The following is a 13,039-nucleotide window of genomic DNA, read 5'->3' as shown; positions in this document are numbered from 1 at the left end:
GCCACAACTCCGCGCCATGCCTGAACGAGAGAGAGTATTCGAGGGATGCTGGCTCGCACCGTTCGCAAATGGACCCTTGTCCATAAATGGACCAGTCTGATCTGCACGGTCTTCCTGCTGATCCTCTGCGTCACCGGGTTGCCGTTGATCTTTCACCATGAGATCGACGCGCTGTTCGACGACGGGCCGCCAAAGATCGTTCAGTCCGGACTAAGCTCCCCTGCAAGTTTGGATCTCGCCGCAGCGAACGCGCTCCGGCAGATTCCCGGCTACTTCATTCAGGCCTTCTTCTGGAATCACGACGATCCCACCGAGCTCAACTTCGCGATGGGACCGGCGCCAGGATCGCACCCTACGCTCAATCGCACGCTGAAAGTCGATGCCAATTCGGGTGATGTCGTCAGCGGAGCGAAGCCGCGCGAACGGCTGACGTACTTCCTGCTGCGAATTCATACCGATTTTTTTGTCGGTCTCTACGGAAAGCTTTTTCTTGGTGTCATGGGGTTGCTGTTTTTGATTGCAACCGTTTCAGGCGTCGTGGTCTACGGCATCTCCATGCGAAAGCTGCGGTTCGGAACGGTGCGGCGCAACCGCTCGAGCCTGGTGAGATGGCTCGATGTGCATAATCTGCTTGGCGCCGTCACGATCGCGTGGGTCGTGGTGGTTGGCGCCACCGGCGTTATCAACACGTGGGCAGACCTGGTCATCAAGGCGTGGCAAAACGGCCAGCTCATGGAGATGGTCGGACCCTTCAAGGACCGCAGACGGCCTGAAGTGCTCGCATCGGTGGATCAGGCGGTATCGACCGCGCGTGCAAAAATTCCGAGCATGATTCCGTTTTTCGTGGCTTATCCCGGCTCGATGTTCTCGAGCAAAAGCCACTATGTGGTGTTCATGCGGGGGGACACGCCGCTGACGGCACGTTTGCTGAAGCCTGTCCTGGTCGATGCACTGGATGGCAGCCTCGCGGATTCCCGCGACCTGCCGTGGTACGTCTCAGCAGTCTTGCTGTCGCAGCCATTGCACTTCGGCGATTACGGCGGCTTTCCGTTGAAGATCGTTTGGGCGCTCATGGACGTGGCCGCGATCGTCATCCTGCTCAGCGGCCTCTATCTGTGGCTGGCAAGGCGCAGGGGCGGGTTGCGCCCCGAAAACGGCAAAGGCTGATGTCCAGGACACAAGAAGCCGGCCTGTGGCTTACCTATCGAGCGCCGGCGCTGCTGGCGATCGTTTCGGTAATTGGCCTCGTTGCCGCGCTCGTCGGAGACGATCTCTTCGACTTGGCCGGCTGGACGTGTCTGCTCCTGCCTCTCCTCGTCGCAGCAACGTGCTTCGCACGGGGCGATGCGTCAGGTCGCGTCAATCCATCACGATCTTCACGCGATCGCGCGACTTGACCTGGGCGTGCTGGCCGAGGCCGTTGAGGATGCGGAAGCGCTCGGTGGGGCGGTCGACGCCGGTGGAAGCGGACATCCGCAGCGCCCATCTATTCAATCTGCACCGCACCGGCTCGACCGAGTACGTCAATTGAGTCATCTCGCTTCTTCGCCACTGCAACATGTCGGCGCTGACTGACGTAGGTCCATTCGCGCCAAGCGTACAACCGTGAGCCAGTTTCGCTCCGGAACCGTGGGTTCTGCTGGCGCAACGGCGTGAACGGGAACGAATGGCATCGGGCCTTCGTTTTCCCAGCAGATCGGAAACTCGGACGAGCGCTCGTTTGCAGCAGGTCCGTCACTCATAACGGAGCCTTGAACTGCGCAGTTCGAAAGTACCGCGTCGAAAAAAATGCTGCGAGGCAAACGGAGGAGGTTTTCACATGCACAGCATTAGAAAGAGCAGGTTCCTGCTGACCACAGCAGCGCTGCTCGCCGGCGTCAGTCTGGCGGCGGCACAAGGCATGCGTGATGGTGGCGGCGGTGGCGGAATGGGTGCCGGCGGAGGAGCAGGCGCCGGCGGCGGAATAAGCGCCGGTGGAGGAGCTGGCGGCGGTGCCGCCGAACAGAGGCAGTCGGGAGGTGGAATTTCGCAGGGCGCAGGCGGCGCATCCCGCAGCGAAGGGATGACGCAAGGCCGATCGGGCGGCCGGGCGGAAAGCCCTGCTGCTGCGCCATCGCGCGCGCAGCGTAGCGAAGGAATGAGAGAGAGCGGCCGCGCGATGGATAGGGGCGAGCGACAGATCGGCGCGGATCGGTCGCAGCGCGGGCAAAAGGATCAGACGGTCGGGCAAGGCCGCGGCGAGCGCGATCAACTGCGTCAGTCAGAACGAAAGGCGCAGGACCAGTCCTATGGCAGGCAAAAGGACCAGACCGTGGGGCAAGGCCGTGGCGAGCGCGACCAGACGCGTCAGACCGAACAAAAGGCGCAGCAAAAGCAGAAGCCGGCAACCGCAGAGACAACCCAGCAGCGCCGTGACCAGACCGGTGCGGCAACGGAGGGTCCGAATCCAAGGCCGGGTACGACGACCGGCGCCAACACCAGGCCAAGCGCTCCTTCCCAAGGTCAGACCACGCAGCAGGGCCAGGCGACGCAGCAGGGTCAGTCCACAACGACCGGCGCCAACATCCGCGGACAGACCGATGCGCGGGCGGAAGGCCAGGGTGCGGCCGCTCAGAGCATGTCGGGCCGCGTGTCGGTGACTGCACAACAGCAGACAACGCTGCAGCAGTCGGTGCTTGGCTCGCGCAATGTGGCGCGGGTTAACGTCAACTCCATCAACTTCCGGATCAACACCGGCGTCGTGGTGCCACGGCATGTCTCCTATGTGTCGGTCGCGGCATTCCCCGTATTGATCGACACGTTCCCGGCCTACCGCGACTACAGCTTCTTCGTCGTGGAGGACGAGATCGTGTTCGTGGATCGGAGCCGGAGGATCGTGGACGTTGTCCCGGCAGGACCGAGGACGCGGTTCACGGGTCGTGGCCGCATCGGCGGTGGCAGCGTCGCCGCGCTCGATCTGAGCCCCGACGAAATCCGCGTGGTGCAGCGGGTGCTCATCCAACGCGGTTTGCTGACTGGCAGGGCGGATGGCGTGTTCAGCGCCCGGACGCGCGAAGCTTTGATGGTCTTCCAGCGGCGGCAGGGCCTGCAGGCCAGCGGCACGATTGATACACGCACTGTTGCCGCGCTCGGAGTGTCCAACAAGATAAGTGCCACTCAGAGCCAGTCGACGACGGCCGGCCAGCAACCGCCGGCGCGGCAGAACGTGACCGGCCAGAATACCGGTCAGGCTAATGCGCCTGCCCGGCAGAACGAGCCTACGACAACCGGTCAGGCTGGACGAAACCAGCCGGCAACTACCGGCCAGGCCGGCACGCAACGGCCTCCGGCTGGTCAGACGACTGGACAGGCCCCGGCGCGAGGCGGCAATCAGCCGAGCTCCAACCAGCCGTCCGGGCAGACTAACCAGAACAACAATGCGCCGGCACCTGCGACGAAGAGCCAGTCTGATCAGGGCGGTTCAGGTCGCAAGTATTGATCATCTTGAGCCCCGCTTCGGCGGGGCTCTCGTTTTTTTCCGCTTGGACGAGGCAGGTCCTCGCGCGGTTACTGCGTGCGCTCGTTCGATCCACCTCTCCCACGAGGAGAGAGGGGAAGGCGAGCAGCCTCGCTGAGTGATCTTGTTTCGGCCGCGCGTCAATCCACCACGATCTTCACGCGATCGCGCGGCTTGACCTGGGCGTGCTGGTCGAGGCCATTGAGGATGCGGAAGCGCTCGGCAGGGCGGTCGACGCCGGTCATGCGGTGGGAGAGCGATTCCACGGTGTCGCCGGGCTGCACGGTGATGACCTTGATACGCAAGGGGCGCGCGGCCTGGATTTCTTCCAGCGTCAGGCGGCGGAACGAGTTGACGGTCTCGCGCGCATTTCGCTCGCTTTCGGTATTGCGCTGCTTGGCGGCGAAGATGAAGCGGTAGACGTCGCTGCCGTAACGTAGCGCATAGACCTTGAACTGCCACTGATCGCCATTCGCCGACGCCGCAGCCACCGGGAAACCGTTGATCATCAGGTCTTCGGTCGAGCCCTTGTCGACACCTTCCATCCAGCCGGAATTGAGGTAATCGGCGAGCGACTGTTCGGCCGGCACGCGCACCACGTCGAAGCGCATCGCCTGCGTGCCGCCCTCGCGCACGCCGATCACGGCCTGCGCCGTGTTGTCGAGCGTGAACGTCTCGGGCGCCTGGAAGGTGAAGCCGAGTTTCGGATGCAGAAAGCGGCGCCCGCGTACAAAGCCCTCGCTGGGATCCTCGCCATAGACGATGTTGTCGATGGCGGCGAGATAGGTCTCGCGGTCGCGCTCGCCGCTCTGCGGCGAGGTATATTGCCGCGCGCTGGCCTGCGCGTTCTGCACGCGCTCGGGCGTTGCCGGATGCGAGGACAGAAAGTCCTGCGCGCGCGGATCGAGCGAGGTCTTGCCGGCCTTCAGCGCCGCGTTGCGTTCCATCGCGGCGAGGAAGCGCGCCGCGCCATAGGGATCGAAGCGGGCACGGGCCGAAATGCCGACGCCGATGCCATCGGCCTCGAATTCCTGCTGCCTTGAGAAGCTCGCCATCGTCAGCTTGGTTTTCGCCAGCGCCAGCGCCGTCAGATCCGGATCGTTGCTCATGTCGGTGACGACACGCGTCACCACCGCCGCCTGTCGCGCCTGGTCTTCCCGGATCGAGGCGTGTTTTGCGATGACATGCGCCATCTCGTGGCTCAGCACCGAGGACAGTTCCGAGGTATCGCTGGCGAGCGCCACCAGCCCGCGCGTCACATAGAGCTGGCCGGTCGGCAGCGCGAAGGCGTTGACCGCGCCGGAATTGAGGATGGTCACCCGGTAGGCCTGGTCCGGACGGTCGGACGCCGCTACCAGCCGGTCGACCGTCTTGCCGATCAGGGTTGCGAGTTTCGGATCGTCATAGGCGCCGCCATAGGAGGCCAAAATGCGCTCGTGCTCGCGCTCGCTCGCCGGTGTCTGCGCGACGGTGCGGCTTGGCTTCGGCGCGGGCACCGTCGGTGCGGCCGTCTCGATCTTCCCGAGATTTCCACAGGAAGAGAGCGTGAGCGCAGCGCACAACAGAGCCGGCGCGGCCAGAAGGCGGCGGCCCGTCTTTCCTTCGCGCCGTTGTGCACGATGCGTCAAATCAGCCACTAAGATCACGATCCGATCGGGATCGGTGATCTCATCCCCTCTTCTTTGCGCGTGACCCCGGCGAAGACCGATGCCCAGCCTTCGAATCAAGCGCTATTTCTCGCCCAGCACTTCAATCTGCCCCACCCGAAGCACTTCAATCCGTGGTCCTCCCCGCGACGAGATAACGCCGCGGACACGAATCCGTCGATTTTCGAGCGACTTAGGTCCAAGGCCGGCGCTCTCGAACGCCGGTATGATGCGCCTTGAAATAGTCGCAGCAAAGTCCCGTGTCCAGTTCCGCCCGAAATTCAGGTAGGTCATTGCCCCTGCCTGCCGAACGGACAACACTCTGCCCTCGACCACCGTAAACTGCCCAATCGCGGCCAGAATATCGCCCGGACTTTCCGCGTTTTTTATGGCCGTGGTTTCAGCCCAGATGCCCAATTTGGCATTTCTCGCCACGCCCTCGGCGGCGGACAGCGCTGCAGCGCAATTTTTGTCGGATATATCGCTCGAAACCAGCGTCTCGCCGCGGCGCAGCAGCTCGCTTTGCACCGATTGTTCCGAGCCGGTCACGAACACAAAGGCCGACTGCCGGCCGTAGCGATCGGGCGTGTCATCCTCGCCATGCAAGGTCACGTCGCGGCCGGTGATGATGGCGGACAATGCGGCCCTGCCGCTGGCCGTGTCGGTTCCCGCCCGCTCGATGCCGGCGAGGCGGACTTCCCGGCCGTCCTCGAGGCGAAAGCCGCGCGCATCGACGACGGCAGTGGCGCGGCCTTCGCCTTGTCGCTCCAGCGCGCAATCCGCAGCGTCGGCTTGGCCGGCGGACGCCAGCACTAGAAGGGAGGCGGCATAGGCCGGAAGCGCAGCGCTGTAACGCAATGCCGGACCGATCATAACGCTGCTCACTGTCCCGCTCGTTCCTGTATGCTCGACTATCCACGGCATTGCTACCTTAGATTGCTACGTGAGGGGAGACAATGGAAGTCAACGGCGTCGCCCATATTTTCCTCACCGCCTCGAATTACGAACGCTCCCGCGATTTCTATCGCAAGCTGCTGCCGTTTCTTGGCTTGAAGCCGGTCATCGATACCGAGACGACCTATTACTGCGTCGGCGGCCGCACCGCGGTCGGCATCAGCGCGCCGTCGCCAGAGCACGAGGGCGCCGCCTTCGAACAGCAGCGCGTCGGCCTGCACCACCTCTGCTTCCGCGCGCGCGACCGCGCAGATGTCGATGAGCTGCACGGCTTCCTCCAGACACTTGGCGCCAAAATCATCCGCGCGCCGCGCGAAGACCAATGGGCGCCGGGCTATTACTCAATCCTGTTTGAGGATCCCGATGGCATAAGGCTCGAGCTCAATCATGTGCCGGGGAAGGGATTGCTGGCGTAGTGTGCTGCGTAGGATGGGTGGAGCGAAGCGATACCCATCATGTCGCTGTGAAGGGATTTGATGGGTATCGCTGCGCTCCACCCATCCTACAAAAATCATTCCGCTTAGCGGAAAACGGCCGCGCCTTGCCGCTGCTGACCCCATGCGGCATGATCGCGCCGAAATTTCAAAGCCGCAGGCAATGCGGCGCGTGAAAAGGGAGGACTCCGTGAAGAGAGCAACAGCAAGCGTTTTCGCCGCCGCGCTGGCGATGTCGGCGACTGCAGCGCTGGCGCAGAGCAAGCCGCTCAAGCTCGGCGGCATCCTCGATATGTCCGGGCTTTACGCAGACATCACCGGGCCGGGTTCGGAGACGGCCGCGAAGATGGCGGTGGCGGATTTTGGCGGCGAGGTGCTGGGGCGCAAGGTCGAGATCGTCGCGGCCGATCATCTCAACAAGGCCGATCTTGCCGCCAGCATCGCGCGCGACATGCTCGACAATCAGGGCGTCGAGATGCTGTACGACGTGGCGGCCTCCGCGACGGCGCTGGCTGCCGGCGAAATCGCGAAGGCGCGCAACAAGATCGTGATGTATAGCGGCCCGGCCTCGATCCGACTGAGCAACGAGGCCTGCGGCCTCTACACCGTGCATTATTCCTACGATACCTTTGCGCAGGCCAACGTCACCGGGCTTGCCACTGTGAAGAGCGGCTTCGAGACCTGGTTCTTCCTCACCGCCGACTATGCGTTCGGCCAGGACCTGGAAAAGGACACCAGCAATGTGGTGGTGAAGGCCGGCGGCAAGGTGCTCGGCAGCGTCAAGCATCCGCTCAACACGTCGGACTTCTCCTCGTTCCTGCTGCAGGCGCAGAGCTCGAAGGCCAAGGTTGTCGGCCTCGCCAATGCCGGCGGCGACACCATCAACGCGATCAAGCAGGCGGCGGAATTCGGGCTGACCAGGAGCGGCGGCCAAAAGCTTTCGCCGCTGCTCGCCTTCGTCACCGACATCGACAGCGTCGGTCTCGAGACGGCGCAGGGTCTGCTGCTGGCCGAAGCCTTCTATTGGGACCTTAACGACGACACCCGCGCGTTTTCAAAACGCTTCATGGAGCGCGTCAAGCGGCCGCCGACCGCGGCGCAGGCCAGCGTCTATTCGTCCGTCCTGCATTACCTGAAAGCCGTCAAGGCCGCGGGCACCACGGATGCGGCCGTGGTGATGAAGGTGATGAAGGAGACGCCGGTCAACGACATGTTCGCCAGGAACGGCAAGATTCGCGACGACGGCCGCATGGTGCACGACATGTATCTGTTCGAGGTCAAGAAACCGTCCGAGTCGAAGACGCGCTGGGATTATTACAAGCTGCTGGCGACGATCCCCGGCAACGAGGCATTCCAGCCGCTGGAAGCCTCGCGCTGCCCGCTGGTGAAGAAATAGAGCGCTGCTTCCGCGTCATTGCGAGGAGCGGAAGCGACGAAGCAATCCATAGAGCGGCAAAGAAAGTATGGATTGCTTCGCTTCGCTCGCAATGACGGGGAGAGGCCGGAATTCCATCTCAACCAATAACAACGAAAGCACCACCCCATGAGCGCAAACGAAATGGTCCTCCAGAAGTTCGAACAGGGCTTACTCACCATCACCATGAACCGCCCCGACCGGCGCAACGCGCTCAATCCCGACATGACGCGCGGATTGGTCGAAGCCGCACGGCGCGCGGCTGATGATCACGAGGTGCGCGCGGTACTCTTGAAGGGCGCGGGCGGCACGTTCTGCGTCGGAGGTGACGTCAAGTCGATGGCGGAGGGCAGGGCGCCGCTCGGCTTCGAGGCCAAGATGGCGAACTTGCGCCGCGGCATGGAAGTCTCGCGGATCCTGCACCAGATGCCGAAGCCGGTGGTGGCGCAGCTCGATGGCGCCGCCGCGGGCGCCGGTCTCTCCATCGCACTATCATGCGACCTGCGCGTTGCCAGCGCCTCCTGCAAGATCACCACCGCGTTCGCCAAGGTCGGATTGTCAGGGGATTACGGCGGCACCTATTTCCTCACCCAGATGCTCGGAGCTGCGAAAGCGCGCGAGCTCTATCTGACCTCGCCGGTACTGAGCGCGACGGAGGCCTACAATCTCGGCATGGTGACAAAGGTGGTGCCGGACGCTGACATCGATACGGAGGCGCACGATCTCGCGATGTCGCTGGCGCAGGGTCCGTCGGTGACGCTGGGCTACATCAAGCGCAACATCAACAATGCCGAGACGATGTCGCTGGAGGCCTGTTTTGATGCCGAAGCGATCCATCATTCGCGCTCGGGCGACACCGCCGATCACAAGGAGGCCGCAAAAGCCTTTGTCGAAAAGCGCAAGCCCGTCTTTCGGGGACATTGATATGGCCGAGTATCTCAGGCTACGGCAGATCTGCCTGGTAGCGCCGCATCTGGAGCCGGTGATCTCGGACATTTCCGAAATCATGGGCCTCAACGTCTGTTACCGCGACGGCAATGTCGCCAAGTACGGACTGGAGAACGCACTGCTACCGGTCGACACGATCCTGCTCGAAGTGGTGGCGCCGATCCAGCCGGGCACTGCGGCGGGGCGCTTCCTCGACAAGACCGGCGGCCGCGGCGGCTACATGGCGATCTTCTGCTGCGACGATCCGGACGCGCGCGGCAAGCATGCCAATGCGATCGGCGTGCGCACCGCGAACGTGATCACGCACGCGCCCTATCACGGCGTGCAACTGCATCCGCGCGATTGCCGCGCCGCCTTCATCGAGTTCAATCATACCGACGGCAGCGACGACGTGCTGGGGCCCTATCCGCCGGCGGGCCCGGACTGGCAGAAGGCGATCCGCAAGGACGTGACGGTGGCGCTGACGGAAGTCGAGATGCAGAGCCCGGATCCGCTGGGGCTCGCTGAGCACTGGGGGAAGATTCTGGGCATTGACGTGAGCGAGGGGGCGGCCGGTGAGCCAGAGCTGAAACTGCCCAATGCGAGCTTCCGCTTTGTCAACGGCGCGAGCGACCTGATGAGCGGATTGACGTTCCGGGTCGCCGATATCGCGAGGGTGCGAGATGCGGCGAAGGCGAAGGGCTGCAAGGTGGCGGGCGACGGGTTCGATCTTTGCGGCGTGACGTTCAAGTTGGTAGCGTAGGCACGATCTATCAACACGTCGTCCCTGCGAACGCAGGGACCTATAACCACCGTTGCCCATGGCGAGGGAAGCCGTCCCCCCTTGTGCCCTTTCCGCGGGCCGCGGCGTATGGGTCCCGGCTCAAGGCCGGGACGACGGGGTGAGAGAGTTGCGCTAGATCACCGTCCCTTGAAATTCGCCGCCCTTCGCTCGGCGGTGGCTTTGACGCCTTCTTTGAAATCTTCCGTGGCGCGGAGTCTGGTCTGCTCGGCGAGCTCGTGGTTGGTGGCGGCCATGACGCGGTCGGCGAGGCCGGCGCGCATGGTGGCGCGGGTCGAGATCAGGCCGAGCGGGGAGCATTCGGCGATTTCGGCGGCGAGCTTCATGGCCTCGGCGCGGACCTGGTCCTGCGGCACGCAGACATTGGCGAGACCCATGCGCGTGGCTTCCTCGCCGGTGATGCGGCGGCTGGTGTAGAAGATCAGTTCGGCGTTGTTGCGGCCAACGAGTTCGGGAAGCGTCGTGGTCAGGCCGAAGCCAGGATGAAAGCCGAGTTTTGTAAAGTTGGCGGCGAAGCGCGCCTCGGGACAGGTGACGCGGAAATCGGCCGAGACGGCTAGTCCCAGGCCGCCGCCGATGGCCGCGCCATGGACGGCGGCGACGATCGGCTTCTTGTTGCGGAAGATGCGCACGGCCTGGACGTAGAGATGGTTGATCGGCAGATTGGCGGCCGGATCATTCTGCGCGCTCGCTTCCTGCTCCTGCCGCTTCGGATCTGAAAAATCCGCGCCGGCGCAGAACGCCTTGCCTTGGGCTGCGAGCACGGAGCTGCGGATTTCGATGTCGTTGTCGAACTCCTCCAGCGCATCCGCAATCTGGTTGATCAGCGAGACGTCGAAGAAATTCAAGGGCGGCTTGCGGATTTCGATCAGGCCGACATGGCCGTGCTTCTCGACGCCGATATCAGTGTATTTGCTCATGCGGTTTCCTCGTTGAATTAGCGCAAACCAGGCCGCGCGCTAGCGCAGACCGAGCCCGCGGGCGATGATGCCGCGCAGCACTTCGGTGGTGCCGCCCTGGATCGTCAGCTTGGGCGCGGTCTTGATGGCGAAGTCGAGCTGCTTTTCCAGCGTCTCGCGGTTACCAGCGGTTTCCTCGACAAAGGCGGCGAGCTCACGCACGCGATGCGGCAATTGCTGCTCCCAGATGGTGCCGATGTCTTTCACGATAGAGGCCTCGACCACCGGCTCCTTGCCGGCCTGCAGCATGCCCGCGACCGACACCGACATGCGCCGCATCGTGTGCACCTGCGCGACCAGGCGGCCGATGCCTTCGGCGCTGCGGGTGTCCGGGTTATTGCCGACGGCGCGGACCAGCTCGGTCAGCACGTAGTAAGTCTCCAGGAAGCGCTCGGGGCCGGACCGTTCATAAGCGAGTTCTGACGTCGCCTGTTTCCAGGCGCCGTCGATTTCGCCGAGCACGTGATCGTCGGGAATGAAGTGATCGGTGAACACCACCTCGTTGAACTCATACTGCCCGGTGATCTGGCCGATCGGGTTCACCTGGATGCCGGGCTGCTTCATCTTGACCAGAAACTGCGTCAGGCCGTGGCGGCGGTTTTCCTTGGTCGGCGGTGACGTCCGAAAAATCGCGATCATGTAATCGGCGATATGGGCCGAAGAGGTCCAGATCTTGGTGCCATTGATCAGATAGCCGCCGTCGGTCTTGGTCGCGCGGGTCTTTGCCGCGAACAGATCGGAGCCGGAGTTCGGCTCGCTCATGCCAATCGCAAAGCAGATCTCGCCGCGGCAGATGCGCGGCAGGATTTCCATCTTGATGTGCTCGGGTGCGTATTTCAAAAGCACTGGGCCGCTCTGGCGGTCGGCGACAAAGAAGCGCCGCGTCGGCGCATTCGCCACGCGCATTTCCTCGGTCACCACATAACGCTCGAGGAACGAGCGCTCATGGCCGCCGTATTTCTTCGGCCAGGTCATGCCGAGCCAGCCGCGCGCGCCGACCTTTCGGGAAAATTCCGGCACGTCGGTATCTTCGCGATTCGGCTTGTGCGGATCGAAGGTGCCGGCGGCGATTTCTTCGGCAAGGAAGGCGCGGACTTCCTTGCGCAACTGCTCGCATTCGCTCGGCAGGCGGATCGGATCGAAACGTAGGGCTGCGGTCATTGTTGTTCTCTATGCAGGCAATCGAGATGATCTCAGCGCGAGGCCACGAGCGGCCACAACTCATCGGCGCCTCTTTGCGCCACGAGCTTGCCGAGCTCGACCGCCCAAAAACTCTCGGAGCCGAAATCGTCGCGCCATGCCAGTGCACGCAGCGAGTAGCGGTGCAGGATGTGCTCGATGGTAAAGCCGATCGCGCCGTGCACCTGATGGGCGATGCCGCCGCCTTTTTCCGCCGCCTCCGAGCAGCGGATTTTCGCCGCCACTGCCTCGAGAAACACTTCGTCGTTGAAGGAGGTCGCGTTGGCAATGGCGTCCGCGGCCGAGGTGGCCGCGGCAAGTGCGGCCGCCGACTCGCCGGCGAGCCGCGCCAGATTGTGCTGCACCGCCTGGAATTTCGAGATCTTCTTCTCGAAGGCGACACGCTCGTTGGAATAGCGCACGGAGATATCCAGCATCGATTCCAGCGCGCCGGCGATCTGCAGGGATCGGGCGACGCCGCCCATCAGCATCAGCCGGGCCTGGTCGAAACCTGTTGGCGCCGGCTTGATCGCGACCGGCGGCACCTTGTCCAGCGTCACGACATCAGAAGGATCGCCGCCGAGATTGAGGCCGCTCTCGATCCGGCACTTGCCGGCATCGACCAGCGCGACGGCGAAATCACCCTTCGCATCGCTGGCGAGCACCGCGAAGTGTTTTGCAACCTTGGCAAACGGCACGCCGCGCGCCCTGCCCGAGAGGCTGCCATCGGCATTGACGGTAGTCCGGTCTTTCGGGCTCGCGGGCACTACCGTCATCTTGCCGCCGGGCGAAGTGATCTTTGCCTGCGCCAACAGCCAGCCCGCCAGCATGGTTTCGGCCAGCGGCACCGCGACGGCAAAGCGGCCGGCCGCGCTCAGCACGCTAAAGCCTTCGGCGAGAGAGGCGCCCGAGCCGCCGCAATCCTCCGGCACCCAAGACAGCGGCAGGCCGGCATCGGTCAGCGCCTGCCAGAGTGGGGCTTTCCACTCGCCCTTCTTGTCGCGATTGATGGTTTGGGCGTCGGCGAGATCGGCGAAGATTTTCTCCGCAGTCTCGGCAACGATGTTCTCACTCTCCGCCACAGCGTTCCCCGATTTGAAATTGGCATGCCAACCCCAACTGACATGGCCGGGCCGGCTGCGGTCTTTTCTTGCGCTTTATGATGGGCAAAAGCCATAGCCGTGACAAGCGCTGTCCGCAGGGCCGCATGAGGCGGCGGCATGAAGAT

At 63.5% G+C, this 13,039-nt stretch carries 12 protein-coding genes; 6 read left to right on the top strand and 6 right to left on the bottom strand.

What is annotated here, in order from left to right; genetic code table 11:
- Window positions 1–45 precede the first annotated feature (45 nt).
- A complete protein-coding gene (locus ACFXS9_RS32395) occupies window positions 46–1,167 on the top strand; it encodes a PepSY-associated TM helix domain-containing protein (RefSeq protein ID WP_392696165.1) in 1,122 nt (373 codons plus the stop codon).
- A 192-nt stretch (window positions 1,168–1,359) separates the two neighbouring features.
- On the opposite strand, the gene ACFXS9_RS32390 is transcribed toward ACFXS9_RS32395, so the two are convergent.
- Window positions 1,360–1,536, bottom strand: a complete 177-nt coding sequence (locus ACFXS9_RS32390; protein WP_392700365.1) for a hypothetical protein — start codon at window positions 1,534–1,536, stop codon at window positions 1,360–1,362.
- A 283-nt stretch (window positions 1,537–1,819) separates the two neighbouring features.
- Here ACFXS9_RS32390 and ACFXS9_RS32385 point away from each other — a divergent pair, with 283 nt between their 5' ends.
- Window positions 1,820–3,478: a peptidoglycan-binding protein gene (locus tag ACFXS9_RS32385; protein WP_392696163.1), complete on the top strand. Its 1,659-nt coding sequence runs from the start codon at window positions 1,820–1,822 to the stop codon at window positions 3,476–3,478.
- 158 nt (window positions 3,479–3,636) lie between these two features.
- Here the strand turns inward: ACFXS9_RS32385 and ACFXS9_RS32380 are convergent, their stop codons facing one another.
- On the bottom strand, window positions 3,637–5,124 hold the full coding sequence (locus ACFXS9_RS32380; RefSeq protein WP_392700138.1) for a M48 family metalloprotease: 1,488 nt from the start codon (window positions 5,122–5,124) through the stop codon (window positions 3,637–3,639).
- 102 nt (window positions 5,125–5,226) lie between these two features.
- Window positions 5,227–5,781: a thermonuclease family protein gene (locus tag ACFXS9_RS32375; protein ID WP_392696160.1), complete on the bottom strand. Its 555-nt coding sequence runs from the start codon at window positions 5,779–5,781 to the stop codon at window positions 5,227–5,229.
- 317 nt (window positions 5,782–6,098) lie between these two features.
- On the opposite strand from ACFXS9_RS32375, the gene ACFXS9_RS32370 reads away from it, so the two are divergent.
- From ACFXS9_RS32370 to ACFXS9_RS32355, 4 genes are all read left to right on the top strand, one after another.
- The gene (locus ACFXS9_RS32370; protein WP_392696157.1) at window positions 6,099–6,512 is read left to right on the top strand and encodes a VOC family protein; all 414 of its coding nucleotides are present in this window, start codon (window positions 6,099–6,101) and stop codon (window positions 6,510–6,512) included.
- Window positions 6,513–6,762: 250 nt separating this feature from the next.
- On the top strand, window positions 6,763–7,926 hold the full coding sequence (locus ACFXS9_RS32365; RefSeq protein WP_392700136.1) for an ABC transporter substrate-binding protein: 1,164 nt from the start codon (window positions 6,763–6,765) through the stop codon (window positions 7,924–7,926).
- Window positions 7,927–8,073: 147 nt separating this feature from the next.
- Complete coding sequence (locus ACFXS9_RS32360) at window positions 8,074–8,868, top strand: enoyl-CoA hydratase (RefSeq protein WP_392696154.1); 795 nt, start codon at window positions 8,074–8,076, stop codon at window positions 8,866–8,868.
- A 1-nt stretch (window position 8,869) separates the two neighbouring features.
- Window positions 8,870–9,634 (top strand): hypothetical protein, encoded by a 765-nt coding sequence (locus ACFXS9_RS32355; protein WP_392696152.1) that lies wholly within the window; start codon window positions 8,870–8,872, stop codon window positions 9,632–9,634.
- Between the two features lie 158 nt (window positions 9,635–9,792).
- On the opposite strand, the gene ACFXS9_RS32350 is transcribed toward ACFXS9_RS32355, so the two are convergent.
- From ACFXS9_RS32350 to ACFXS9_RS32340, 3 genes are read right to left on the bottom strand one after another with little or no spacing between them, the layout of a single operon-like run.
- Window positions 9,793–10,593 (bottom strand): enoyl-CoA hydratase/isomerase family protein, encoded by an 801-nt coding sequence (locus tag ACFXS9_RS32350; RefSeq protein WP_334371114.1) that lies wholly within the window; start codon window positions 10,591–10,593, stop codon window positions 9,793–9,795.
- Window positions 10,594–10,632: 39 nt separating this feature from the next.
- Window positions 10,633–11,793 (bottom strand): acyl-CoA dehydrogenase family protein, encoded by a 1,161-nt coding sequence (locus ACFXS9_RS32345; RefSeq protein WP_065746638.1) that lies wholly within the window; start codon window positions 11,791–11,793, stop codon window positions 10,633–10,635.
- A gap of 32 nt (window positions 11,794–11,825) precedes the next feature.
- Window positions 11,826–12,893 carry an acyl-CoA dehydrogenase family protein gene (locus ACFXS9_RS32340; protein WP_392696148.1) on the bottom strand — a complete coding sequence of 356 codons (1,068 nt, stop codon included), beginning with the start codon at window positions 12,891–12,893 and terminating at the stop codon, window positions 11,826–11,828.
- Window positions 12,894–13,039: the final 146 nt, after the last annotated feature.

This window comes from Bradyrhizobium sp. RDI18 (assembly GCF_043203335.1).
GTDB classification, from domain to species: Bacteria; Pseudomonadota; Alphaproteobacteria; order Rhizobiales; family Xanthobacteraceae; genus Bradyrhizobium; species Bradyrhizobium retamae.
Note: the sequence above shows the minus strand (reverse complement) of the source record. Positions and strands in the feature narration are given on the sequence as shown.

Coding starts and splice junctions, on each gene's coding strand:
- ACFXS9_RS32360 (WP_392696154.1), top strand. CDS start 8,074: ATGAGCGCAAACGAAATGGTCCTCCAGAAGTTCGAACAGGGCTTACTC.
- ACFXS9_RS32350 (WP_334371114.1), bottom strand. CDS start 10,593: ATGAGCAAATACACTGATATCGGCGTCGAGAAGCACGGCCATGTCGGC.
- ACFXS9_RS32395 (WP_392696165.1), top strand. CDS start 46: ATGCTGGCTCGCACCGTTCGCAAATGGACCCTTGTCCATAAATGGACC.
- ACFXS9_RS32365 (WP_392700136.1), top strand. CDS start 6,763: ATGTCGGCGACTGCAGCGCTGGCGCAGAGCAAGCCGCTCAAGCTCGGC.
- ACFXS9_RS32390 (WP_392700365.1), bottom strand. CDS start 1,536: ATGACTCAATTGACGTACTCGGTCGAGCCGGTGCGGTGCAGATTGAAT.
- ACFXS9_RS32345 (WP_065746638.1), bottom strand. CDS start 11,793: ATGACCGCAGCCCTACGTTTCGATCCGATCCGCCTGCCGAGCGAATGC.
- ACFXS9_RS32385 (WP_392696163.1), top strand. CDS start 1,820: ATGCACAGCATTAGAAAGAGCAGGTTCCTGCTGACCACAGCAGCGCTG.
- ACFXS9_RS32370 (WP_392696157.1), top strand. CDS start 6,099: ATGGAAGTCAACGGCGTCGCCCATATTTTCCTCACCGCCTCGAATTAC.
- ACFXS9_RS32355 (WP_392696152.1), top strand. CDS start 8,870: ATGGCCGAGTATCTCAGGCTACGGCAGATCTGCCTGGTAGCGCCGCAT.